Origin of the sequence: Methylobacterium sp. J-072 (genome assembly GCF_022829425.1) — a bacterium.
Taxonomy (GTDB): Bacteria; Pseudomonadota; Alphaproteobacteria; order Rhizobiales; family Beijerinckiaceae; genus Methylobacterium.
The window spans coordinates 24,215-47,402 of record NZ_JAKSYK010000154.1 but is presented as its reverse complement, the minus strand read 5'-3'; the positions used below and the strand labels follow the sequence as shown (position 1 = coordinate 47,402).

Sequence of the window (23,188 nt, the reverse complement as noted above, 5' to 3'; positions counted from 1 at the left end):
CTGCGCTCGCAATGACGAAATGGCTTCGAAGCGATCAACCGGAAACCGGACCACACCGGCGGCTGATCATCGTCGCGGTCGTGATATGGAGCGTGCGATGGCAAAGTTGGGTCCGCGAACCGCGCGCGACGCATTTCTTGCCCTACTCGAACAGGACGTCGAGTCGCGACCAGAGGCCGTCAAGCCAGTCTATCAAGAGCTCTACCAGCGCGCTGCAGCCTTGGTCGAGGGCATCGCAGCTGATCTGGATAGCGCGCTCCCGAGCGACGCGACGGCGCGAAGCCGCCTCGAACGCGCCCGCTCCTGGACCTGACTCGCCTCCGAAGCCTTACCCCCGGTCCCGCAGCAGCCGCGCCCGGTCGCGCTGCCAGTCGCGCTCCTTGGCGGCCTCGCGCTTGTCGTGGGCCTGCTTGCCCTTGCCCAGGCCGAGCTCGATCTTCGCCCGGCCCTTGTCGTTGAAGTAGATCTTCAGCGGCACCACCGTGTAGCCCTGGCGCTGGGTCGCGCCGATCAGCTTGTTGATCTGGCGACGGTGCAGCAGCAGGCGGCGCGGGCGCTTGGGCTCGTGGTTGAAGCGGTTCGCCTCCAGATATTCCGGGATGTAGGCGTTGAACAGCATCAAATCGCCGCCGGAGGGGCCGGCATAGGCCTCGCCGATCGTCGCCTTGCCGCCGCGCAGGGACTTCACCTCGGTGCCGGTCAGGGCGATGCCGGCCTCCAGCGTGTCCTCGATCGTGTAGTGGAAGCGCGCGGCACGGTTGTCGGCGACGACGCGCCGACTGGGCTCCGGTTTCGGGGCCATGTTTTTGGGATTCTCCTTAGCCTTCGAGCAGACCGGCGTGGCGCAGGGCCGCGTCGACGATCGCCCGGGTCGCGTTCGAGACCGGCACCAGCGGCAGGCGCAGTTCTTCCGTCATGTGGCCGAGCTTGGCGAGCGCATACTTCGCCGGCGACGGATTGGCCTCGGCGAACAACCCGCTCTGGAGCGGGAACAGCCGGTCCTGGATGGTGAGCGCCTTGGCGTAGTCACCCGCGAGCGAGGCCTCCTGCAAATCGGCACAGAGGCGCGGCGCCACGTTGGCCACCACCGAGATGCAGCCATGGCCGCCCTGGGCGTTGTAGCCGAGCGCCGTCGCATCTTCGCCTGAAAGCTGGAGGAAGTTCGCCCCCATGGCCTGACGCTGCTGGCTGACGCGGTCGATCTTGGCGGTCGCGTCCTTCACGCCGGCGATGTTCTTCAATTCGTACAGACGGGCCATCGTCTCGACGCTCATGTCGACGACGGAGCGGGGCGGGATGTTGTAGATGATGATCGGGATGCCGACCGCGTCGTTGACGGCCTTGAAGTGGGCGTAGAGGCCCTCTTGCGTCGGCTTGTTGTAGTAGGGCGTGACCACGAGCACCGCGTCGGCGCCGGCGCGCTCGGCGTGGCGCGCCCGCGCCACCGCCTCGGCGGTGGAGTTGGAGCCCGCGCCCGCCACCACGGGCACGCGGCCGCCGGCCTCGTCGATGCAGGCCTCGACCACCCGGTCGTGCTCGGCATGGGTCAGGGTCGGGCTCTCGCCGGTGGTGCCGGTGGGCACGAGGCCGTGGCTACCCTGCTCGATCTGCCAGCGCACGAATGTCCGGAACGCGGCCTCGTCGAAGGCGCCGTCGCGGAACGGCGTCACAAGCGCGGTGAGCGAGCCCCGCAGGCGGCTCCCGGTCATCTCGGTCATCTCAGGCGTCCCGAAAAGTATCAGCTGGGGTCTCGGCGGATGGGCTGGTCCCGGCGTTCTCGGGCCCGTGCGTCCCGCGCGCCCTTCGGCCGCGGACGGGCAGACATAGAAGGTCGCGCCACGGTGCGCAAACAGATCGTGGTCACGGTTTACGGGTTCTTAATGCCCCCGCGCCGATCTTCATTTCTTTCCACTCCGGTCGTGAGAAGGGGGGAAACGTGATCCGAGCCCAGTCGATCCGAGGTCCCCTGATCCGAGCGCTGGCCTCGACGCGCACGCCCCTGGCGGCGGCGGCCCTGGTCACGACGCTTGTCACGACCCTTGGGGTCGCGCTCGCCGGCCAAGCCGGCACCGACGCGCCCGCCTCGCAGCCGACGCCGCCTTCGAGCGACGCCGCCCTGTCGCCCGCCCAGACCCGGAGCACGGAGGCCGAGACGGTCGCCGATCCGGTCACCGCCGACGCCCTGAAGCTCGACCCGGCCCAGACCGCCAAGGGCTCCGACCGGGGCGAGGAGGCCGCCGGCAAGATCCCGGCGGCGGCCACCGCCTATGCTTCGGCCGATCCCGACGCCCCCGTGGCCTTCCCGCTGCCCGACGCGGCGGTGACCCCGGCGGCGCCAGTGCCCGAGGTCCCGGACCCGGGCAAGCCGAAAATTTCGGGCGACACCGATCCCACGCTGCTGCGCGGCGCCATCGACCTCTACCGCAAGGGCCGGGTCGCCGACGGCGACCGGATGCGCGACGGCTTCAACGACCCCGCCGCCCGGGCGCTGCTCGAATGGGTGGCGATCCGCGCTGGCGCCGGCATCGGCTTCGCCCGCACGGTGGCCTTCACCCGCGCCAACCCGACCTGGCCGGCCGGGCCGCTGCTGCGCCGCCGGGCCGAGGAGGCGCTGCTCTCCGAGCGCAAGCCTCCGGTCCTGGTCCGGGCCTTCTTCGCCACGGCCAAGCCGGTGAGCGCGCCGGGCAAGTTCGCCCTGGCGCTGGCGCTGCGGGCCGACGGCTATGACGGCGACGCCGCCGAGATCGTCCACGACCTGTGGCGCACCGAGAGTTTCGGGAAGAGCCTGGAGGCCAAGGTCCAGGACGCGTTCCCGGGGGTGCTCACCCGCATCGACCACCGCTACCGGATGGAGCGGGCGCTCCTGAAGGACGATTGGGAGAGCGCCGGCCGGGCCGCGGGCTATGCGGGCGGCGGCTATGCCAGCCTCGTGCGCGCCCGCCGGGCCGTGGAGGACAAGGCCGGCGGTCCGGCCGCCCTCGCGGCGGTGCCGCCGTCGCTCCGGGGCGACGCCTCCTACATCTTCTCCCGGGCGCAGTATTTCCGCCGGGCCGACAAGCCCGAGGAGGCTGCCGCGGTTCTCGCCACCGCGCCGGTCAACCCGGACGTGCTGGTCGACGGCGACGAGTGGTGGGTCGAGCGCCGGATCGTGGCGCGCAAGCTCCTCGACCTCGGCGATGCCCGCACCGCCTTCACGGTGGCGAGCGGCCATGCGGCCCGCACCCCCGAGAAACGCCTGGAGGCCGAGTTCCACGCCGGCTGGATCGCCCTGCGGTTCGCCGGCGATCCGGCGAGCGCCGCCCAGCACTTCGCCCGGATGGCGACCATCGCCGAGAGCCCGGTCTCGCTCGCCCGCGCCGCCTATTGGCAGGGCCGGGCGGCCGAGTCCCTCGGCCAGCACGACGTGGCAAAAACGTTCTACGAGCGGGCCGCCCTGCAGCCGATCGCCTATTACGGCCAGGTGGCCCGGGCCAAGCTCGGCCAGACCAGCCTGCCGCTGCGCGCGCCGGCCGATCTCGAGGGCGTCGAGCGGCAGGCCTTCGAGGACCGGCTCTACATCCGGGCCCTGCGCATGCTCGGCGAGGCGGGTCTCAAGGATCTGGCGCTGCCGCTCTACATCGATGCCGCCCGGGACCTCGGCGACCCGCGCGAGATCCAGGCGCTCGGCGACCTCGCCACCGAGATGAAGGATGCCCGCGCCCTGGTGGCGATCGGCAAGCTCGCGGTGCAGCGCGGCCTGCCGCTCGACGCCCACGCCTATCCGACCATCGGCATCCCGACCTACGAGACGTTTTCGGCGGTGCCGCAGGTGGAGCGGGCCATGGTCTACGCCATCGCCCGGCAGGAGAGCCAGTTCGACCCCCGGGCCCAGTCCGGCGTCGGCGCCCGCGGCCTGATGCAGATGATGCCGGCCACCGCCCAGCGCACCGCCCGCCGGGTCGCCACGTCCTTCGACGTCGACCGCCTGACCAGCGACCCGGCCTACTGCGCCAAGCTCGGCCAGGCCCATCTCGGCGAGCTGATGGAGGATTGGCGCGGCTCCTACGTGCTCGCCTTCGCCTCCTACAATGCCGGCGGCGGCAACGTGAAGAAGTGGATCGACGCCTACGGCGACCCGCGCAAGGGCGAGGTCGACGTGATCGACTGGGTCGAGCGCATCCCGTTCACCGAGACCCGCAACTACGTGCAGCGGGTGATGGAGAACCTGCAGGTCTACCGCTCCCGCCTCGACGGCCGCAGCGCCTTGCTGATCGACGGGGATCTCCACCGCGGGGCGCGGTAGGATATCGGGCGTTCGCCGCGCGGGGTGCGATGGTCACGCACCTGATGCCAGCGCGTCTCCCTCCCCCCTCTGCGGGGGAGCGGATTCACAGATCGATTACGGCCCGTGCTTCGGCTCCAGCCTTGGTGCGAGTATCCCCTCGCCCCGCTCGTGGGGAGAGGGCTTCGGCGACCTCGTCGTCGCCGAAGCGAGGCGGCAGCCGATGGTGAGGGGGCGGTTCCGGACGCGCGCCTCGTCCTGAACCGCCCCCTCACCGCCGCTCCGGCTTCGCCTGCGCTTCCCGCACGGACGACGAGGTCCGTGCGGGCCTCTCCCCGCAAGCGGGGCGAGGGGACCCGCGCTTCGTCCGCAGATGTGTGAACATCGTAGCCTCTGCGGGGGAGGGAACGCGCGTGCTTCAGCCGCGGCCCTCATCCGTAGAAAGAACCCCGCTCTCAACCAGCGCTCGCGCCTCTCAGCCCTGCTCGTCCTCGATGATGCCGCGCAGGGCGGTGAGGGCGCGTTCCCGGCCGGCGTCGGTCCTGATAGATGACCAGAGCCGCAGGCATTCCTGCATGTCGGCGGTGCCGAGCGACCCGCTGTCGCCGTTGAAGAAGCGGTCGACCGGGATGCCGAGAATGTCGGCGAGCGTCAGCAAGGTCTGGGTCCCCGGCTTCTCGGTACCGCTCATGAGGGACGATCCCCTTACCAGTATACGGTATAATTTAACCAGTTTTATATTATATAAAATTGAATAAAAAATCAATCCTGCTATCTTTATAGGTTTCTAAGAAATACCATCTGCCGATCTGTGGCAGACCAAGCCCGCCAGCGTCCCGGCGGACGCCATCGGCTCGCCCGACACTCACGCCGCGGCTCATCCCGCATTCCGGAGCCCGGCCGCGTCGGCGCGCCGGCCGCGGCGCTCGGCCGGGTCCTGGAACACCCCGGACCACAGGCCGAGCCGCCGTCCCCAGGCCCGGTCGGCGGCCGCCGTGTAGGTCGGCGCGGCCGTGCGATCGGGTACCGCGAGGCCGCGCGCCACCATCCAGGCCCCGAGATCCTCGTCGCCGACCCGGCAGAGCGCCGCCACCGCGCCTTCGGAGTCCGTCCCGCGCGGCTCGCAGGTGATGGCTTCGGTGCCGATATGGTCGGCCAGGGCCCGGGCCGCGTCCCGGCCGCACGGATAGGGCCGGTCCTGCGCGTCCGAGCAGGTCTGGTCGGCATCGGGCGCGGCGATGCCGTAGAGGCTGACCCGGTGCGGGCCGACCATCACGGTCCCGCCGTCGAGCACCCGGGCCGGGCCGTGCAGGGCCTCGCCGGCCCGGGCCGGGGCGTGCCAGGCGAGGCCGCCGGCCAGGAAAACCGCCAGCAGCGGCAGCCGCGAGCGCCGGGCGGCGGACTCGTCGGGGCAGAGGAGGGTGCCGGCGAGGCCGGCGGCACAGGCGAGGAGGGCACCGAGGATCAGGGACATGGGATCGCGTCTCCGCAAGAGGTCTGGCCCCCTTCTGCCGGAACCCCGCCCCGCGACCCTGACGGGGCCTGTCAGCCTCCCGTCAGGCTGTTCGCGCCATGCGATGCGGGATGACTTTACAGGGCCGGACCCCACCTCTCTTCGTCATGGTTGACCCAGCCCAATGTTGCCTTGTGCAGGCCGCGACGCGCGCTCCTCTCCCTTGTGGGCTACGACGTTCACACATTGGCTGCTGGAAGGCGCAACGCGCTCTCCTCCCCCTTGCGGGGAGGAGTTGGAGGTGGGGGTGGCTCAGAAGGCACCGTGACGTTCGATCCTGCACCACCCCCACCCCTGGCCCCTCCCCACAAGGGGGAGGGGAAACGCCTGGTGTTTCAGAGGCTTGCCGCAGAACAATCCCGATGTGTGAATCCGCTAGCCCCTTGCGGGGAGGGGACCAGCGTCTCATCCGGAAACGTGTGATGCCAGGAGCCTCGTCATGACCGAGCCCGCATGATCCAGCCCCCGTCCCGCCGCGCCGCGCTCCTGCTGCTTACCTGCGCGGCCTGGCCGGCCCGCGCCTCCGAGGATGCCGACCGCGCCCGCCGCGCCCTGGAGAAGGGCGAGATCCGTCCCCTCGACGAGGTCCTGCGCGCCGCCCGCGCGGCCGTGCCGGGGGATGTGGTGGCGGTCGATCTCAAGCGCGACGACGGGCAGTGGCTGTACAAGCTGCGCATCCTCGGCGCCGACGGGAAGCGCCGGTCCGTGAAGGTCGATGCCGGCTCGCTCAAGATCCTGGACGAGGACGACGATGATTGAGGGCGGGAGCCGGCCGTGCGCGTCCTAGTGGTCGAGGACGAGCCGCGCATCGCCGCGGACGTGAAGCACGGGCTCGAACAGGCCGGCTACGTCGCCGACGTGGTCGCGGACGGGGAGGCGGCGTGGTTCCGCGCCGAGACCGAGCCCTACGACGCCATGGTGCTCGATCTCGGCCTGCCGCGCCTCGACGGGCTCGGTGTGCTGCGCCGGCTGCGGACGGCCGAGGTGGCGCTGCCGGTGCTGATCCTCACCGCCCGGGACGGCTGGCGCGAGCGGGTCGAGGGCATCGATGCCGGCGCCGACGATTATCTGGTCAAGCCGTTCCGCATGGAGGAGCTGGTCGCGCGCCTGCGGGCGATCCTGCGGCGCACCGCGGGCCACGCCTCGCCGGTGCTCCGGACCGGGGACGTGGAACTCGACACCCGCACCCGGGCGGTGAGCGTCGCGGGCCGGCCGACCGAACTGACCGCCCTCGAATACCGGCTCCTGGCCTTCCTGCTGCACCGGCAGGGGCAGGTCGTGCCGGCGGGCGAGGTTCTGGACCACCTCCACGGGGTCGGCACCGAGCGCGAGGCCAACGCCCTCGAAGCGCTCCTGACCCGCCTGCGCCGCAAGCTCGGGCCGGGGGTGATCGAGACCCGCCGCGGCCAGGGCTACCGCGTCCCGGAGGCGCCGTGAGGCGCGACTCCCTGCGGCTGCGGCTGGGGCTCGCGGCGGCGGCCCTGATCGCGCTCGCGCTGCTGCTCGCCGGCGCCGGCCTCACCGTGATCCTCGACCAGGTGCTCGACGCCCGCACCGCCGACGAGCTCGACCGGACCGCCAAGCTCATCGCCGGCCGGGTCAACCTCGCCCCGGACGGGAGCCCGACCGTCTCCCGGGAGCCGCCGGACCCGCGCTTCGCCACGCCCTATGGCGGCCTGTACTGGCAGGTGGAGGCGGGAAGCCAGGTCCTGCGCTCGCGCTCCCTCTGGGACAAGCGCCTCGACCTGGGGCCGACCACCGGCGACGCTCCGGTGACCCTGGAGACCACCGGGCCGGATGGCGGCCGGCTGATCGCCATCGTCCGCCCCCTGGAGATCGGCCCGCGCGGCGCCGAGACCGGCTTGCGGGTGATCGTGGCCGAGGACCGGCGCGACCTGGCAGCGAGCCGCGCCACCTTCCTGCGCCTGCTGGTCCCGGCGCTGGCGGCTTTGTTCGTGGTCCTGACCCTGGCCCTGTGGCTGTTCGTGCACCGGGCGCTGGCGCCGTTCCGGGTGCTGCAGCAGGATCTCGGCGCGGTCCATGCCGGGACGCGGACCCGGCTGCCCGAGCAGTTCCCCGACGAGGTCCGGCCGCTGGTGGCCGATCTCAACCGGCTGCTCGACGCGCAGGAGCGCGCCCTGGTCCGGGCCCGCGCCGCGGCGGCCGACATGGCCCACGGCCTCAAGACGCCGCTCGCCGTGCTCGACGCCCTGGCGCGCCGGACCGGGCCGGCCGATCCCGGCCTGTCGGCGGAGATCGCCGAGCAGGCCCGCGCGATGGCGGGCCAAGTCGAGCGCGCGCTGGCCCGTGCCCGGATCGCGGCGGCCGGCGACCTGCGGCGGCGGACCTGCCGGGTCGCCCCGGTGGCCGAGCGGCTGGTCGCGACCATGCGCCGGCTGCCGGAGGGCGATTCCCTGGCCTGGGAGGTCGCCGTGCCGGAGGCGCTCGCCTATCCGGGGGACGAGGGCGAGTTGATGGAGGTGCTGGGCAACCTCCTCGACAACGCCCGCAAGTGGGCGCACCGGCGGGTCCGGGTGGCCGGGGCGGCGGATGGCGGCGGCCTGCGGCTCACGGTCGAGGATGACGGCCCCGGCATGAGCGAGACCGCGATCGCCGGCATCGGCCGCGGCCAGCGCTGGGACGAGAGCCGCCCGGGCACCGGCTTCGGCATCGCCATCGCCCGGGACGTGGCCGAGGCCGCGGGCGCCCAGCTCGCCTTCGGACGCTCGGAGATGGGCGGGTTGCGGGCCGCGCTGACTTGGACGGAGCAAGCGGGCGGCGGAAGGCCGGGGCGCTAATCCGCCCCGCGCCGGAGCAGAAACACCCCTTGCGCCCCGAACAGGTTCCACACCCACCAGGGCATCGAGAACCGCATCGGCCGGCCGCTCGCGTCCAGCGCCGTGGCGGTCTCGATCTGCGCGCCGATCAGGCGGCACAGGCCGACGAAGTCGCGGATCGTGCAATGGTGGATGTTGGGCGTCTCCCACCAGGCATCCGGCATGATCTCGGTGACCGGCATCCGGCCGCGCAGGGCCAGTTCCGACCGGACCCGCCAATGCCCGAAATTCGGGAACGAGATGATCACCTGCCGGCCGATGCGCAGCAGGTGCTCCAGCACGATCCGCGGATTGCGGGTCGCCTGGATGGTCTGGGACAGCACGACCACGTCGAAGGCGTCGTCGGGGTAATTTTCCAGGTCGGTGTCGGCGTCCCCCTGGATCACCGACAGGCCGCGGGCGAGGCAGGCATTCACCCCGTCGCGGGAGAGCTCGATCCCGCGCCCGTCGATGCTGCGGCGGTCGCGCAGCAGCGCCAGCAGGGAGCCGTCGCCGCAGCCGATATCGAGCACCCGGGCGCTCGGCGGCACGAGGCCCAGCACGACGATGTGGTCGACCCGGGCGCCGTTGCCCTCGGCGGTGCGGGGCAGGGCGTCGGTGGTCTGCCAGGGCGCGGTGTTGCCCGGAGAGCCTTTGAACAGCATCGAGCCGCTCATAATCCGCGCGCCCGGGCGGCGGCGTCGATGAAACCGCGGGCGGCCGAGAACATCGCCGGCTCGTCGAGCAGGAAGGCGTCGTGGCCCTTGTCGGTCTCGACCTCCACGAAGGCGACCGGCGCCGCGGCGGCGTTGAGCGCGTGCACGATCACCCGCGACTCGGAGGTCGGGAACAGCCAGTCGGAGGTGAACGAGATCACGCAGAACCGGGTCTTGATCCCCTGGAACGCCTTGGCCAGCGCGCCGCCATGGTCCTCGGCGAGGTCGAAATAATCCATCGCCCGGGTCAGGTAGAGATAGGCGTTGGCGTCGAACCGCTCGACGAAGCTCAGGCCCTGGTGGCGCAGGTAGCTCTCGATCTGGAAGTCGGCGTTGAACGAGAAGGTCGGCGCCGAGCCGCCCTGGAACCGCCGGCCGAACTTCCGGTGCAGCGCCGGCTCGGACAGGTAGGTGATGTGCGCGCCCATCCGGGCGACGCCGAGCCCCTTGGACGGGCGCGTCCCCGCCTCGAGGTAGCGCCCGTCGGCCCAGGCCGGATCGGCCATGATCGCCTGCCGGCCGACCTCGTGGAACGCGATGTTCTGCGCCGAGTGGCGCGGGCCGGTGGCGATCGGCATCGCGGCGAAGACCCGCTCGGGGTACAGGGCCGCCCATTGCAGCACCTGCATCCCGCCCATCGAGCCGCCGATGCACAGGAACAGGTCGCGCACGCCGAGCCGCTCCAGCAGCATCATTTGGGCGCGGACCATGTCGCGGATCGTCACCAGCGGGAAGTTCAGGCCGTAGGGCCGCCCGGTCGCGGGATCGATCGAGGCCGGGCCCGTGGAGCCCATGCAGGACCCGATCACGTTCGAGCAGACGACGAAGTAGCGGTCGGTGTCCACCGGCTTGCCGGGGCCGACCAGGGTCTCCCACCAGCCCGGCTTGCCGGTGAGCGGATGCGTATGGGCGAAATACTGGTCGCCGGTGAGCGCGTGGCAGATCAGCACCGCGTTCGTGCCCGCGGCGTTGAGGGTGCCGGCGGTCTGGTAGGCGATCTGGAAGGGCGCGAGCTCGACGCCGGCATCGGTCAGCAGCGGCGTATCCGCGCCGAAGCGCATGACCAGGCTCTTCGGGTCGAGCGCCTGCGAGGGCTCCGACAGGCGCCCGGCCGTCTCGTCGATCGGGTCCGGCCGCAGCGCGGTATCCGGTTGGGTATCCATGCGGGACTTGACGACCGTCTGTCGGCGATCCCGGTCCGTGGCGAGGGAGCGCGGTGCCGCGTGACGCGCCGCACTCGCCCGACGCGGCCAGCGAGACCGGGAGGTAATGCTCCGGGGGGCGAGCGTCAACGCGCCCGGTATGGGCAGGAATGCCGGGTCGCCTCCGGCTCAGGCGAGCGGAGCCGCCATCAACGCCAGCCCGAGGGCCGGGAGCCCGAGCGCCAGGGCCGCGCGGGCGTCCAGCCGGTCGGCGCGGACGCCGCCGCGCCAGCTCCGGCTCGCGACGCTCTCGACGCAGAGCCCGGTCAGGACGAGCGCGCAGCCGACGATCGCCTGGATCGAAACCATGGGAACCTCACCGAGCCGGCCGCGCCGCGGAACGCGGCCCAGGATCACGGCTGGTGAAGTGTGAAGCGGGCCTGCCGGTTCCTCCGGCACGTCATCGTGAAGGCGGGGTGTCGCTTTCAGGGCAAGCCCTCAGCGGATGGCGACCGCGCAGGCGAAAAAGACCATGGCGGCGCCGACCGCGGTGATGCAGCCGTTCGTCCACGCGGAGGCGTCAGCCCGGCGCATTCGACAATCGGCGGCCACCGAGGTGAAGATCCCGATCAGGAACAGGCTGCAGGGGATCAGGTCGCCGGGCATATGGATCCGTCCAGGGGAACGCGGGGCGCGACGCGCCCGACGCGGCCCCTTCTCCTGGATCAACAGGCCGAAACGTGGCGAGTGCCCCGCGGCATTTGCGCGTCGCCGCTTTGCCGCGGCGCGGGGCCTCGCTTCGCCGGGCTCTAAAGCGTGGCCGCGCTTGGGGGCGTCTCGAAATCCTCCGGGCCCATGTCGAGGAGGTCGTTCGGGGTCTCGGTCTTGTCGTAGGCGGCGCTGGCGGCGGCCTCGATCGCCGCCTGGTTCTTGGCGAACAGGTCGAGGGGCGCGATGTCGGCGCCGGCGCCGAAATTTTGGCGCAGCACCGGGATCGGCACGTCGATCCCGATCACCCGCTCGCCGTTGGTCATCGCGAACCGGATCAGGCTCTCGTCGGCGGGCAGGATATGGGCGCCGCCATCCAGGTAACGTGTGAGGGGCATGGGATCCGTCCTTTTACAGTCCAGTTGCGGACCTTTGAGGTAGGGCGGAGCCGGGCTCACGTGTATCCGCCGCTCGGGTGTGCCCGGGGTCAGACGGCGCCTTCCAAGGGCCGCAGGTCTCGAAATCAAATCCCCTGCCGCACCATCGTCGCCCTCGAACTCAAACACGACGTTCGGATGAACGATGGGAGATCGATCGGCACCAGCAATCCCGCATCACGTCAATTCCAGTTTCATGTATTATTATAGATTTTAATGTTCAAAATTTCCTTTTTTATAGATATATCGTGCCGTGACGCAGGATTATGCCCAGAATAAGATAGCATTCCAAGCACGCGCGCGCTGGATTGCTTCGCTGCGCTGGCAATAACGGGAAGGGCGCGGCGAATCCCACGACCGAAACCGTCATGACACCGACGGATATCCCGCTCCCTTCCCTCATCCTGAGGTGTGAGCGAAGCGAGCCTCGAAGGAGCCCTCCAGCCGGCCGCGCGATGTCTGGAGGGCTCCTTCGAGGCTTGCGCCGTACGCAAGCACCTCAGGATCAGGTCGAGGATAGGACATCATCGGCCGATACTACTCAAAGATAGAACTACGAAACATGTTCGCCGCCGCACTCATCTACATCTTGGCCGTCATGAGCCCGGGGCCGAATTTTCTTCTGGTCACGCGCTTCGCATCGTCGGGCTCGGTGCGGGCCGGATTGGGCGCGACGGCAGGGATCGTCCTGGTCGGACTGATCTTCTCCAGCGCGTCCGTGACCGGCCTTTCCGTCCTGATCCGGGAGATCCCCGCCTTCGACAAGGTCGCCGGCGCCGCAGCGGCCCTGTATCTGATCGCCATCGCCGCCCTCCTGACCCGGGACGCCTTCAAGCCTTCGACCCCGGCGATGCCGGGCGCGGAGCCGCGGCCCGAGGCGCGCTTCTGGAACGCCTTTCGGATCGGGGCGCTGACCAATGTCGGCAACGTCAAGACGATCGCGTTCATGGTGAGCATCTTCACCGGCTTCCTCGTGGTCGAGCGAAGCGGACCCGAGAAGGCGGCAATCGTCGCGCTGTGCAGCTCGCTCGAGTGCGCGTGGTATGCCGGCGTGGCCTTCATCTTCGGTCGCGGCGCGGTCCGGACCTTCTACGCGCGGCACAACCGCCTGATCGACCTCTTCATGGCCGTGTTCCTGGTCGGCTTTGCCGCCAAGACCGCAGCGGAACTCCTGTGAGCCGCGCAGGGCCGGCCCCTCCGGCTTCACCCGAAGAGGAAATGCTGTAGACGGACCCGGCAAACGAAAATTCGCACGCGCATCCGAGTCGCCCTGCCATGTCCGCCTCCACCCCCGTCCGTCCGGAACCGCGCCCCGGCGTCCTGGCGATCGACACCTACGTGCCCGGCAAGAGCGGGCGGCCCGGCGGCGGCAAGGTCTACAAGCTGTCGGCCAACGAGACTCCGCTCGGCCCGAGCCCGGTGGCGCTCGCAGCGCTCCACGAGGCCACCGCCAAGCTGGAGATCTACCCGGACGGGCAGGCGACGGCCCTGCGCACGGCCATCGCCCAACGCTACGGGCTCGATCCGGCGCGGATCGTCTGCGGCGTCGGCTCGGGCGAACTGCTGTCGCTGCTTTCCTACGCGTATTGCGGGCCTGGCGCCGAGGGCATCTATTCCGAGCACGGATTCCTGACCTACCCGATCGTGATCAACGCCTCGGGCGGCACGCCCGTGGTGGCGCCGGAACGCGACCTCACCACCGATGTCGACGCGATCCTGGCCCGGGTCACCGAGCGGACCCGGATCGTCTACGTCAGCAACCCGAACAACCCGACCGGCACCTACCTGCCGTTCGACGAGATCCGCCGCCTGCACGCCGGCCTGCCGTCCAACGTGCTGCTGGTGATCGACGGCGCCTATGCCGAATACGTGCGGGCGAACGACTACTCGGCCGGGCTCGAACTCGCGCTCGAATTCGAGAACGTCGTGATGACCCGGACCTTCTCGAAGATCTACGGGCTCGCCGCCGTGCGGATCGGCTGGATGCTGGCGCCGGCCCATGTGGCGGATTCGGTCAACCGCATCCGCGGCCCGTTCAACGTCTCGGGTCCGGCCATCGCGGCGGGCGCGGCTGCCATCGCCGACGAGGCGCACATGGCGGCGGCCGCCGCCCACAACGCCGAATGGCTGCCGAAACTCACCGACGGCGCCCGGGCGCTGGGGCTGACCGTGACGCCGAGCGTCGCCAACTTCGTGCTGATCCACTTCCCCGATGCGCCGGGCTGCTCGGCCGCGGACGCCGACGCCTTCCTCACCGAGCGCGGGCTGATCACCCGCCGAGTCAGCGCCTACGGGCTGCCCAACGCCCTGCGGGTGACGGTGGCAGGGGCCGAGGCCAACGAGGCCTTCCTGGCGGCGCTCGGCGACTTCGTGCGGGGCGCGCATGCCTGAACCGCACGCCCCTGGGGCCGCGACCCCGCCCATCGGGCGCCTCACCATCGTCGGGCTCGGGCTGATCGGATCCTCGATCGCCCGGGCCGCCCGCCGCTACAATCTCGCCGGCACGATCGTCGCCCTGGACCGGGACGAGGCCGTGCGCGCGCGCGTCACCGAGCTCGGCATCGCCGATCGCGTCACCGGCGACCCGCAGGAGGGCGCCACCGAGGCCGATCTCGTGATCCTGTGCGTGCCGGTGGGCGCCATCGGGGCGGCGGCGGCCGAACTGGCGCCGTACCTGAAGCCCGGCGCGATCGTGTCAGATGTTGGCTCGGTCAAGGGCGCCGTGGTGGCGGCGATCCAGCCGCACCTGCCCGCGGGCGTCGCCCTGGTCCCCGGCCACCCGATCGCCGGCACCGAGTTCTCGGGGCCGGATGCCGGCTTCGCGACCCTGTTCCAAGGCCGCTGGTGCATCCTCACGCCCCCCGAGGGCACCGACCCGGCGGCGGTGGCGCGGGTCCGGGCCTTGTGGGCGGGCATGGGCGCCGATGTCGAGACCATGAGCGCCGAGCACCACGACCACGTGCTGGCGATCACCAGCCACCTGCCGCACCTGATCGCCTACAACATCGTCGGCACCGCCGCGGACCTCGAATCGGCGACCCAGTCCGAGGTGATCAAGTTCTCGGCCAGCGGATTCCGGGATTTCACCCGCATCGCCGCCTCCGACCCGACCATGTGGCGCGACATCTTCCTCAACAACCGCGAGGCGGTGCTGGAGATGCTCGGCCGGTTTAACGAGGACCTCTCGGCGCTCGCCAAGGCGGTCCGCTGGGGCGACGGCGACGCGCTCCACGCGATGTTCACCCGCACCCGGGCGATCCGACGCAGCATCGTGGCCCAGGGCCAGGAGACCGCAGCGCCGGATTTCGGCCGGCCACGGCCGCCGGAGGCGTAGGGCGCGCGCGGGATACAACCGAACGGGGCATCCCGCCCAACCCGCCTCATCCTGAGGTACCGGAGCGCAGCGGAGGCCTCGAAGGAGGCCTCCAGGGATCGCGCGGCCGGCTGGAGGGCTCCTTCGAGGCTCGCTGCGCTCGCGCCTCAGGATGAGGGCGCGGGTGGGATGGCCATTCAGCCTGCGGCGCCCCGGCTCACGCCGGCGGCCGGTTCACCAGCACCGGCTGCGGCGCCGTCCGCTCCGGAAACAGCTGCTTCAGCGCCTCCAGCTTCGGCGCGTCGTTGGCGGCGATGTAGGGGTGGCTCGGGTGCTGGGCCATGAAATCCTGGTGGTAGCCTTCCGCCGGGTAGAACGCCGCGCCCGGCTCGATCCGGGTGGCGAGGGGCCGGGCATAGGCCTTGGCCGCCTCGAGCTGCGCGATGTAGGCTCGCGCGATCCGGGCCTGCTCGGCATCCTGCGGGAATAGCGCCGAGCGGTATTGCCGCCCGCTATCGGGCCCCTGGCGGTCCACCTGCGTCGGGTCGAGGGCCACCGAGAAGAAGATCCGCAGCAGCTCGTCGTAGCGGATCACGGCCGGGTCGTAGGTGACCGCCACCGCCTCGGCATGGTCGGTGCCGCCGCGGCTGACAATGTTGTAATCCGCGTCGGCGGCCGTGCCCCCGGCATAGCCCGAGACCGCGCCGGTCACCCCGCGCACGTGCTGGAACACGCCCTGCACGCCCCAGAAGCAGCCGCCCGCGAACACCGCCACGCGGGCGCCCGGCGCCTCGCCCGCCTGGGTCGCGGCCTCGGGCAGACGGCGCGGCGCCTCCTCGGCGAAGGCGGCCAGGCGCGGCAGCAGCAACGCCCCGGCGAGGCCGAGCCCGAGGGCCGCCCCGAGGAGCGGGCGGATCGTAGTGCGAAGAGCCATGCTGTCCTCCTGCAAGATGCGCCCTGCGAAACGCGCGGCTTGATTGCACTGGATTGTTCGCCTCCGGTCGCGCCCCGGTTACGCGGACCGTGGCTCCCATAGCTTGCCCAACCGATGCGGCCGGCCGCGACAGCCCATGCCTTGAACCATGGCACAAAGTACCATACTTGCCGGATCATGGGTTTGGGGACGCGTGGGGCACGCAGCAGGACAGGCAGGCGCAAGCCGACGGGAGCAGGACATGAGCACATGCTGGAGCGGGCCGCGCCCCGCGAGGCCATCGTATGCGCATCTTCCTGCCGCTCGACGTCGCGAAACGGGCCGCGAAGCAGAAGGCGACCGACGACGATCTGCGCGAGGCGGTCGCCCGTGCCGAACGCGACCTGATCGATGCGCGGCTCGGGCTGGCACTGATCAAGCAGCGCATCCCGCGCGCCGGACAGGGCCGCTCCGGCGGCTTCCGCAGCATCATCGTCTACGAACGCGGGCGGATCGCGATCTTCCTGCACCTGTTCGCCAAGAACACCAAGGCGAACCTGACCAAGACCGAGACGCAGGTGTTTCGCGACCTCGCGGCGACCCTGGCCGGCCTCAGCGACGAGGCGCTGGAACGGGTCGCAGCCGCGCAAAGCTGGAGACGGATCGACGATGGGAAGCGTGAAGACGCCATACCGCAGTGACGCGCTCCGGTCGGCGCACCGGATCGCCCAGGATCTCCACGCCGCCGGCGCGATCGACAAGGCGACGATGCGCCGGTTCGACGTGTCGTGCCTGACGCCGGTCGAAGACCTTAAGCCGGAGGCGATCCGCGCCATCCGCGAGACCGCGCAGATGAGCCAGGCGATCTTCGCCATGGCCCTCAACGTGACCACGTCGCTGGTCAGCAAATGGGAGCGGGGCGAGAAGAAGCCCGGCGGCCCGTCGCTGAAGCTGCTCGCCCTGGCCAGCCGGAAGGGTATCGACGCCATCCTGTGAGGCGCGAAGACCCCGCGATCGCGGTTATCGGCGCCGCTCGCATGGGTTAGGCGGGCGGGAGGCCGCATTGCGGCGGCGCCCGCATGGGTCTAGGCACCCGGCAACAGATCGAATTCGTCCGGAAGGACCTGCCCGTGACCATCGCCCCCGAACCGAACTCCTTCCGCACCGGCCCCGACGAGCGCGGCCGCTTCGGCATCTTCGGCGGCCGGTTCGTCGCCGAGACGCTGATGCCGCTGATCCTCGAGCTGGAGGCGGCCTACGAGGCGGCGAAGGTCGATCCCGCCTTCGCGGCCGACATGGCGAGCTACGGCACCCACTATATCGGCCGGCCGAGCCCGCTCTACTACGCCGAGCGCCTGACCGAGCACCTGCGCGCCCAGGCGCCGGCCGGGCAGGGCGCCAAGGTCTATTTCAAGCGCGAGGAGCTGAACCATACCGGCTCCCACAAGGTGAACAACGTGCTCGGCCAGATCCTGCTGGCCCGGCGCATGGGCAAGCCGCGGATCATCGCCGAGACCGGCGCCGGCCAGCACGGCGTCGCCACCGCCACGCTCTGCGCGCGGTTCGGCCTGAAATGCGTGGTCTACATGGGCGCGGTCGACGTCGCCCGGCAGGCGCCCAACGTCTTCCGGATGAAGATGCTCGGCGCCGAGGTGATCCCGGTGGAATCCGGCACCAAGACCCTCAAGGACGCGATGAACGAGGCCCTGCGCGACTGGGTCACCAACGTCGCCGACACGTTCTACTGCATTGGCACCGTGGCCGGCCCGCACCCGTACCCCGCCATGGTCCGCGACTTCCAGTCGGTGATCGGCCGCGAGACCCGGGAGCAGATGCTCGCGCAGGAAGGCCGCCTGCCGGATTCGCTGATCGCCTGCATCGGCGGCGGCTCCAACGCCATGGGGCTGTTCCACCCGTTCCTGGACGACCGCGAGGTCGAGATCTTCGGGGTCGAGGCCGCCGGCCACGGCGTCGAGTCCGGCTTGCACGCCGCCTCGCTCACCGGCGGCAAGCCGGGGGTGCTGCACGGCAACCGCACCTACCTGCTGATGGACGCGGACGGCCAGATCTCCGACGCGCACTCGATCTCGGCCGGCCTCGACTATCCCGGCATCGGCCCCGAGCACGCCTGGCTGCACGAGATGGGCCGCGTGCAGTACCTCTCGGCTACCGATTCCGAGACCCTGGAGGCGTTCAAGCTCTGCTCGATGCTGGAGGGGATCATCCCGGCCCTGGAGCCGGCCCACGCCCTGGCTCGGGTGCTGGACATCGCGCCCCAGCGCCCGGCCGATCACCTGATGGTGCTCAACATGTCCGGCCGGGGCGACAAAGATATTCCGCAAGTCGCGGAGATCTTTGGGACGAAGCTCTGAAGCTTTTGGGACTGGGACCTATCCCATCCCCGACCTCATCCTGAGGCGGCGCAGCGAAGCGAAGCCCTCGAAGGAGCCCTCCTTCGAGGCCGCTGCGCGGCACCTCAGGATGAGGGGTGGGTTTGGGAGGGCCGGAATGCGGGTCGCAGCCCCATCGTCATTGCGAGCGCAGCGAAGCAACCTAGGGCAGCGCGCGATCAACGGATGTGGCGTGTCCCTGGGTCGCTTCGCTGCGCTCGCGATGACGGCCTGAATCCAAAACATCGCAGACGCACTGCGCCGACTTCACCGCACCGTCACCTGATCCTTGATCTTCTCGTAGACCCCCCGGCTGAGGACGCGCTTCGACAAAAGCTGGTCCACGGAGGTGTAGGGGCGCTTGGCGGTGATCGCCCGGCCGATCGCGCCGCCGCCCCGGAGCTTGTTGAGGTCCGCCGCCGAGGCGGTGTTGAGGTCGAGGAGGGCGAGTGCCCGGGGGCCGGCATTGTCCTCGGCCTGGTCGATCTCGGCCTGGCCCTGCTGGACCGGCTCGGACGGAAAGGCGAGGGCGTCGGACGGCATCTGGGCGGGGCGCGAGGCGGCCGACCCCGGGGGCGGGGCGACGGGCTGCGGCGCCGGTTCCGGCGGGGGGGCCGGCGGCGCGATCGGCTCAGGGAGTGTGCTGGGCGCCTCGGCCACCGGGGCGGGATCCGGCGCGGGGGCGCGGCTCGGACTCGGCAGCAGGAATTGCACCACCGCCGCCAGGATCCCGGCCAGGATCAAGATGACGGAAATTCTCAGGATTGCAGGACCACTCAGCACGCGTCACTCGGCAATGAAATTACACTCTTCAGGCCTCAGATAATGCGCTCCCCACCCGCCGGCCAATCGGACGAAAGCCCCCTGGGCCGGACCATCGACGGGCGATCCGCCGGGACCGGCCGCCGGTGAGCGTTCGGATCGCCCGCCTCGGCGAGCGCCTCGGGGCGCTGCGCTACCTGCCGGCCCTGTTCCGCGAGATCGCCGCGGCGAGCCCGCGCCTGCTCGCGGCGAGCTTGGCCTTGCGCCTGGTGGCGGCCTGCCTGCCGATCCTGTCGCTCTACCTCGCCAAGCTGATCCTCGACGGCATCGTGGCCGAGCATGCCCGCCCGGCGCCGGCGGCGGGACTTTCGGACTGGCTCGCCGATCCCGGCCGGGCGCGGCTCGCCCTTCTGGTGGCGGCCGAACTCGGGCTGGCCCTCCTCTCCGACCTCACCGGCCGGCTGGCCAACCTCACCGAAACCCTGATCGGCGACCTCTACGCCAACGCCGCCTCCCTGCGGCTGATGGCGCACGCCGCCTCCCTGGACCTCGCCCAGTTCGAGGACAGCGCCCAGCAGGACCGGCTGGAGCGGGCGCGCCGGCAGGTCAGCGGCCGCACTGGGCTGATCGGGACGGTGTTCGGGCAGTTCCAGGCCCTGGTGACGCTCGCCTCGCTCACCGCCGGGGTGGCGGCCTTCACGCCCTGGCTGGTGGTGCTGATCGCCGCCGCCCTGGTGCCGGCTTTGCTCAACGAGTGGCACTTCACCAAGGCCGGCTATCGCCTGGCCTGGATCCGCAGCCCGGAGCGGCGGCGGATCGATTACCTGCGCTACCTCGGCGCCAGCGTCGAGACCGCCAAGGAGACGAAGCTCTTCGGCCTCTCGGGCTACATCACCGCGCTCTACGGCGCGCTCGCGAAAGACCTGCTCGCCGAGAACCGGGCGCTCGCCACCGCCCGGGCGCGCTGGGGCTTCGCCTTCGCCAGCCTCGGGACCCTGGCCTATTACGCTGCCTACGCGGTGATCGTCTGGCGGACCGTGGCCGGGGCGTTCTCGATCGGCGACCTCGCCTTCCTGGCCGGCGCGTTCCAGCGCCTGCGCGGCGGCATCGAGGGGCTGCTGCTGGGCCTCACCCAGATCAGCGGCCAGGCGCAGTATCTCGACGATTTCTTCTCGTTCTTCGCGATCCGACCGGAGATCCGCTCGCCCGCGCATCCGGTCCCGGTGCCGAACCCGATCCGCGAGGGGCTGGTGTTCGAGGCTGTCGGCTACCGCTATCCCGGAACCGAGATCTGGGCCCTGCGCGGCCTGTCCTTCGCGGTGCGGGCCGGGGAGACCGTGGCGCTCGTCGGCGGCAACGGTGCCGGCAAGACCACGATCGTCAAGCTGATGACCCGGCTCTACGACCCGCACGAGGGGCGGGTGCTCCTCGATGGGCTGCCGCTGGCCGCCTACGACCTCGACGACCTCCGCGCCCGGGTCGCGGCGATCTTCCAGGATTTCGTCCGGTTCGACCTCACGGCGGGCGAGAACGTCGCGGTCGGCCGGATCGCGGCGGCCGAGGACCGGGACCGGATCGCGGCGGCCGCGGCACGGGGGCTCGCCGCCCCGGTGATCGAGCGCCTGCCGGAGGGCTACGCCCAGCCGCTCGGCAAGCGCTTCGCCGGCGGCGTCGACCTGTCGGGGGGCGAGTGGCAGAAGGTCGCCCTGTCCCGGGCCTATATGCGCGAGGCCGAGATCCTGATCCTCGACGAGCCGACCGCGGCCTTGGACGCGCGGGCCGAGCACGACGTGTTCGCGCGCTTCCGGGAGCTGTCGGCGGGCCGCACGACGGTGCTGATCTCGCACCGCTTCTCGACGGTGCGCATGGCCGACCGGATCCTGGTCCTGGAGGGTGGCCGGGTGCTGGAAGAGGGCAGCCACGCCGCCCTGATGGGGCAGGGCGGCCGCTACGCCGAGCTGTTCACCCTGCAGGCCCAGGGCTACCGGTGAATGTCGGGATAGGCGCATCGCACAAACGTTGGAGACGATCCACGCCGCCGGATCATCAACCCCGTCATTCCGGGGCCGCGAAGCGGAGCCCGGAATCCAGAACCATAGGTGGAGCAAGTCCCGGCACCGTTGGCGGCTCTGGATTCCGGGCTCGCCTGCGGCGCCCCGGAATGACGGGGTGGTTTGTCGCGCCGATCGTCGCGCTGAATTGCAGGGATGATCCAGGCATGATCGAGCCTGATGAGGCCGTTCGTCCGTACAGCGATCGCCGTACACGGTTCGGTCCGAGGATTGCCCCTTTCGCGGCGCCTGCTATCTGGCGGACCTTGAACCGGGATTATTCATGCGCCTCTCGCATCTCCTGACGGCCGGCCTGCTCGTCTCCGCCTGGGGGGCGCAGGCTGCGCCGGCCGTCGCCGAACCACCGGCCCCCGCGGCCAAGGTCGAGACCCCCGCGTCGGCGCAGGAGATCGTGCTGGCCAACCACCGGGCGGTCTACGACCTGTCGCTCGCCGAGGGCGGGGGCACCCGATCGGTGGAGAGCGCCCGGGGCCGCATCGTCATCGACTTCCGGGGCGATGCCTGCCGCGGCTATACCATGCTGACCCGGCAGGTGACGGAACTCTCCTCCGGCGAGAGCGGGCCGCGCCTGTCGGACATGCGCAGCACCACCTTCGAGGGCGGCAAGGGCCGCGAGTTCCGGTTCAAGACCACGACGCTGACCAACAACCAGCCGGCCGCCCCGGTGGACGGCACCGCCTCGGAGCAGGGCGACGGCGTGACCGTGAAGCTGAAGGGCGCCAAGTCCTTCACCGTGGAGGGGCCGGTGCTGTTCCCGAGCGAGCACATGCGCCACCTGATCGAGGCGGCCCGCGCCGGCCAGGCGACCCTGTCGGCCAAGGTGTTCGACGGCTCCGACGACGGCAAGAAGATCTACGACACCTTCGCGGTGATCGGCCATGCCGGCACCGGCCCGGCCGCGGACACCGCCCGGGACAAGCCTCTGCGGGATGGGCCGCTCGCCGGCATGCCGCACTGGCCGGTGCGGCTGAGCTACTACACGCCTGGGGTGGGCGAGCGGACGCCGATCTACACCCTCGGCTTCGATCTCTACGAGAACGGGGTCAGCGGCGCACTCAAGCTCGATTACGGCGAGTTCGCCATCCTGGGCGACATGACCGCCCTCGACATCGACAATCAGGCCGGCCGGGCGGCCGCCAAGGAGAGCGAGAAGGGCTGCACGCCGTGAGGGTGAAGCCGCGTTGCCTGGGAAGCCGATGGCCGGGGCGCACGTAGTTCCGCGCTGAGCCCGCGATGTTCAAAGGGCCGATTGTGGACAGGCGCGACAGGCCCCCTCTCCCGTGCGGGAGAGGGTTGGGGTGAGGGACCAGGTTTGTCCGGAGAAGTCGCACCCCTCACCCTGTCCCTCTCCCGCACGGGCTAAGGATTATACAGGTTAGAATTTTCATCTCTTCCCGGCACGGAAAGCTCAGTCTTGTTCTTCAAGCGAAGGCTTGACCGATGCCGCCACGCACCGTCATCCCGGGGCCGCGCAGCGGAGCCCGGGATCCAGAGCCGCCGACGTGCCAAACTCTTGCACCGACGGCGTTTCTGGATTCCGGGTTCGCCTGCGGCGCCCCGGAATGACGGCGCGAGTTATTATGTATGGGATATCAATCCTCGGGAGATGAATCTTCCAACCTGTGTAGCCCCTAGCCCGCACGGGAGAGGGGACCAGCGCCCGGTTCGGCACCGTGTTCTTGCGCGCCGATCTCGGGTGTGCAGCAGCGGCGGCACCGGGATGATCCGATTGCCTCCCCGTCGAAAGCCCGCCCGCTGCTCAACCCAGGACGCGGCAAACCGACGCCTCAGGCCCAATCATCCTCCGGCTGCGGCGACAGCGTGCGCCAAGCTGCGGCAATCCGCTCGGGCTTGATCTCCAGCGCCCCCGCGCAGGCCACGAGCACACCCTCGTCGCCCATCACGTGGTCGAGCACGCCCGCCAGGAAGGCCGGCTCCTGGGCGCTTTCGCGCAAGGTGTTGGCGCTCAGGCCGCTCGCCGCCAGGAAGGGCAGGAGGCGGTCATCCTCCGCGACGATCCACAGCAGAACGTCCAGGGCGAGCCGTTCTGCAGATTCGGCCCCTTGAAGAGGTTTGCCATTCATCAACATGTGATCGCTACACAGGTCACTAAGGGGCTTCACCGCCCGCTAATCATGATCGGCG

25 protein-coding genes are annotated in these 23,188 nt (G+C 70.6%); 13 read left to right on the top strand and 12 right to left on the bottom strand.

Annotated elements, in window-relative coordinates:
• Positions 1-313, top strand: a 313-nt coding sequence (locus MKK67_RS18045; RefSeq protein WP_409568415.1) for a type II toxin-antitoxin system PrlF family antitoxin, incomplete at its 5' end; no start/stop codon positions are given.
• 15 nt (positions 314-328) lie between these two features.
• Here the strand turns inward: MKK67_RS18045 and smpB are convergent.
• A complete protein-coding gene (gene smpB, locus MKK67_RS18040; protein WP_243966813.1) occupies positions 329-802 on the bottom strand; it encodes an SsrA-binding protein SmpB in 474 nt (157 codons plus the stop codon).
• 16 nt (positions 803-818) lie between these two features.
• Positions 819-1,718, bottom strand: a complete 900-nt coding sequence (dapA, locus tag MKK67_RS18035; RefSeq protein ID WP_243966804.1) for a 4-hydroxy-tetrahydrodipicolinate synthase — start codon at positions 1,716-1,718, stop codon at positions 819-821.
• Between the two features lie 248 nt (positions 1,719-1,966).
• On the opposite strand from dapA, the gene MKK67_RS18030 reads away from it, so the two are divergent.
• Positions 1,967-4,282, top strand: coding sequence for a lytic transglycosylase domain-containing protein (locus MKK67_RS18030; protein WP_243966828.1), 2,316 nt, complete (start codon positions 1,967-1,969; stop codon positions 4,280-4,282).
• 454 nt (positions 4,283-4,736) lie between these two features.
• Here the strand turns inward: MKK67_RS18030 and MKK67_RS18025 are convergent, their stop codons facing one another.
• Positions 4,737-4,952 carry a hypothetical protein gene (locus MKK67_RS18025; RefSeq protein WP_243966796.1) on the bottom strand — a complete coding sequence of 72 codons (216 nt, stop codon included), beginning with the start codon at positions 4,950-4,952 and terminating at the stop codon, positions 4,737-4,739.
• Positions 4,953-5,138: 186 nt separating this feature from the next.
• Entirely contained in the window at positions 5,139-5,735 is a 597-nt protein-coding gene (locus MKK67_RS18020) for a thermonuclease family protein (RefSeq protein ID WP_243966793.1), read from the bottom strand.
• Between the two features lie 492 nt (positions 5,736-6,227).
• On the opposite strand from MKK67_RS18020, the gene MKK67_RS18015 reads away from it, so the two are divergent.
• Genes MKK67_RS18015 through MKK67_RS18005 form a run of 3 tightly spaced genes read left to right on the top strand, consistent with a single transcriptional unit; the run spans position 6,228 to position 8,572 of the window.
• Positions 6,228-6,533 (top strand): PepSY domain-containing protein, encoded by a 306-nt coding sequence (locus MKK67_RS18015; protein WP_243966791.1) that lies wholly within the window; start codon positions 6,228-6,230, stop codon positions 6,531-6,533.
• Positions 6,534-6,548: 15 nt separating this feature from the next.
• Positions 6,549-7,211: a response regulator transcription factor gene (locus MKK67_RS18010; RefSeq protein ID WP_092043123.1), complete on the top strand. Its 663-nt coding sequence runs from the start codon at positions 6,549-6,551 to the stop codon at positions 7,209-7,211.
• Positions 7,208-8,572 (top strand): ATP-binding protein, encoded by a 1,365-nt coding sequence (locus tag MKK67_RS18005; protein ID WP_243966783.1) that lies wholly within the window; start codon positions 7,208-7,210, stop codon positions 8,570-8,572. The genes MKK67_RS18010 and MKK67_RS18005 overlap by 4 nt, the downstream gene beginning before the upstream one ends.
• Here MKK67_RS18005 and metW read toward each other — a convergent pair.
• The 5 genes from metW to MKK67_RS17980 form a co-directional block, all read right to left on the bottom strand.
• Complete coding sequence (metW, locus tag MKK67_RS18000) at positions 8,569-9,255, bottom strand: methionine biosynthesis protein MetW (RefSeq protein ID WP_243966774.1); 687 nt, start codon at positions 9,253-9,255, stop codon at positions 8,569-8,571. The two genes, MKK67_RS18005 and metW, sit on opposite strands and share 4 nt — an antisense overlap.
• A gap of 8 nt (positions 9,256-9,263) precedes the next feature.
• The gene (locus MKK67_RS17995) at positions 9,264-10,469 is read right to left on the bottom strand and encodes a homoserine O-acetyltransferase (RefSeq protein ID WP_243966760.1); all 1,206 of its coding nucleotides are present in this window, start codon (positions 10,467-10,469) and stop codon (positions 9,264-9,266) included.
• 168 nt (positions 10,470-10,637) lie between these two features.
• On the bottom strand, positions 10,638-10,817 hold the full coding sequence (locus MKK67_RS17990; RefSeq protein ID WP_243966751.1) for a hypothetical protein: 180 nt from the start codon (positions 10,815-10,817) through the stop codon (positions 10,638-10,640).
• A gap of 129 nt (positions 10,818-10,946) precedes the next feature.
• A complete protein-coding gene (locus tag MKK67_RS17985) occupies positions 10,947-11,114 on the bottom strand; it encodes a hypothetical protein (protein WP_243966749.1) in 168 nt (55 codons plus the stop codon).
• Positions 11,115-11,257: 143 nt separating this feature from the next.
• The gene (locus MKK67_RS17980) at positions 11,258-11,554 is read right to left on the bottom strand and encodes a hypothetical protein (protein WP_243966747.1); all 297 of its coding nucleotides are present in this window, start codon (positions 11,552-11,554) and stop codon (positions 11,258-11,260) included.
• Positions 11,555-12,155: 601 nt separating this feature from the next.
• Here MKK67_RS17980 and MKK67_RS17975 point away from each other — a divergent pair.
• The 3 genes from MKK67_RS17975 to MKK67_RS17965 all read left to right on the top strand — a co-directional run bounded on the left by MKK67_RS17975 (position 12,156) and on the right by MKK67_RS17965 (position 14,927).
• Positions 12,156-12,770, top strand: a complete 615-nt coding sequence (locus MKK67_RS17975; protein ID WP_243966745.1) for a LysE family translocator — start codon at positions 12,156-12,158, stop codon at positions 12,768-12,770.
• Between the two features lie 98 nt (positions 12,771-12,868).
• Complete coding sequence (locus MKK67_RS17970) at positions 12,869-13,984, top strand: pyridoxal phosphate-dependent aminotransferase (RefSeq protein WP_243966736.1); 1,116 nt, start codon at positions 12,869-12,871, stop codon at positions 13,982-13,984.
• Complete coding sequence (locus MKK67_RS17965) at positions 13,977-14,927, top strand: prephenate/arogenate dehydrogenase family protein (RefSeq protein WP_243966726.1); 951 nt, start codon at positions 13,977-13,979, stop codon at positions 14,925-14,927. Before MKK67_RS17970 ends, MKK67_RS17965 begins: the two co-directional genes overlap by 8 nt.
• A 196-nt stretch (positions 14,928-15,123) precedes the next feature.
• On the opposite strand, the gene msrA is transcribed toward MKK67_RS17965, so the two are convergent.
• Positions 15,124-15,840: a peptide-methionine (S)-S-oxide reductase MsrA gene (gene msrA / locus MKK67_RS17960; protein ID WP_243966717.1), complete on the bottom strand. Its 717-nt coding sequence runs from the start codon at positions 15,838-15,840 to the stop codon at positions 15,124-15,126.
• 284 nt (positions 15,841-16,124) lie between these two features.
• Between msrA and MKK67_RS17955 the strand changes: the two genes are divergently transcribed.
• The 3 genes from MKK67_RS17955 to trpB all read left to right on the top strand — a co-directional run bounded on the left by MKK67_RS17955 (position 16,125) and on the right by trpB (position 18,191).
• Positions 16,125-16,520 (top strand): type II toxin-antitoxin system RelE/ParE family toxin, encoded by a 396-nt coding sequence (locus tag MKK67_RS17955; protein WP_243966709.1) that lies wholly within the window; start codon positions 16,125-16,127, stop codon positions 16,518-16,520.
• Positions 16,489-16,815 carry a DNA-binding transcriptional regulator gene (locus tag MKK67_RS17950; RefSeq protein ID WP_279601692.1) on the top strand — a complete coding sequence of 109 codons (327 nt, stop codon included), beginning with the start codon at positions 16,489-16,491 and terminating at the stop codon, positions 16,813-16,815. Before MKK67_RS17955 ends, MKK67_RS17950 begins: the two co-directional genes overlap by 32 nt.
• Before the next feature lie 134 nt (positions 16,816-16,949).
• A complete protein-coding gene (gene trpB / locus MKK67_RS17945) occupies positions 16,950-18,191 on the top strand; it encodes a tryptophan synthase subunit beta (protein WP_243966820.1) in 1,242 nt (413 codons plus the stop codon).
• A 285-nt stretch (positions 18,192-18,476) separates the two neighbouring features.
• On the opposite strand, the gene MKK67_RS17940 is transcribed toward trpB, so the two are convergent.
• Positions 18,477-18,953 (bottom strand): ComEA family DNA-binding protein, encoded by a 477-nt coding sequence (locus tag MKK67_RS17940; RefSeq protein ID WP_243966678.1) that lies wholly within the window; start codon positions 18,951-18,953, stop codon positions 18,477-18,479.
• Between the two features lie 164 nt (positions 18,954-19,117).
• Here MKK67_RS17940 and MKK67_RS17935 point away from each other — a divergent pair, with 164 nt between their 5' ends.
• A complete protein-coding gene (locus MKK67_RS17935) occupies positions 19,118-20,962 on the top strand; it encodes an ABC transporter ATP-binding protein (protein WP_243966669.1) in 1,845 nt (614 codons plus the stop codon).
• A gap of 343 nt (positions 20,963-21,305) precedes the next feature.
• Positions 21,306-22,211, top strand: coding sequence for a cell envelope integrity EipB family protein (locus MKK67_RS17930; protein ID WP_243966661.1), 906 nt, complete (start codon positions 21,306-21,308; stop codon positions 22,209-22,211).
• A 619-nt stretch (positions 22,212-22,830) separates the two neighbouring features.
• Here the strand turns inward: MKK67_RS17930 and MKK67_RS17925 are convergent.
• Positions 22,831-23,127, bottom strand: a complete 297-nt coding sequence (locus MKK67_RS17925) for a DUF3572 domain-containing protein (protein ID WP_243966652.1) — start codon at positions 23,125-23,127, stop codon at positions 22,831-22,833.
• Between the last annotated feature and the right edge of the window lie 61 nt (positions 23,128-23,188).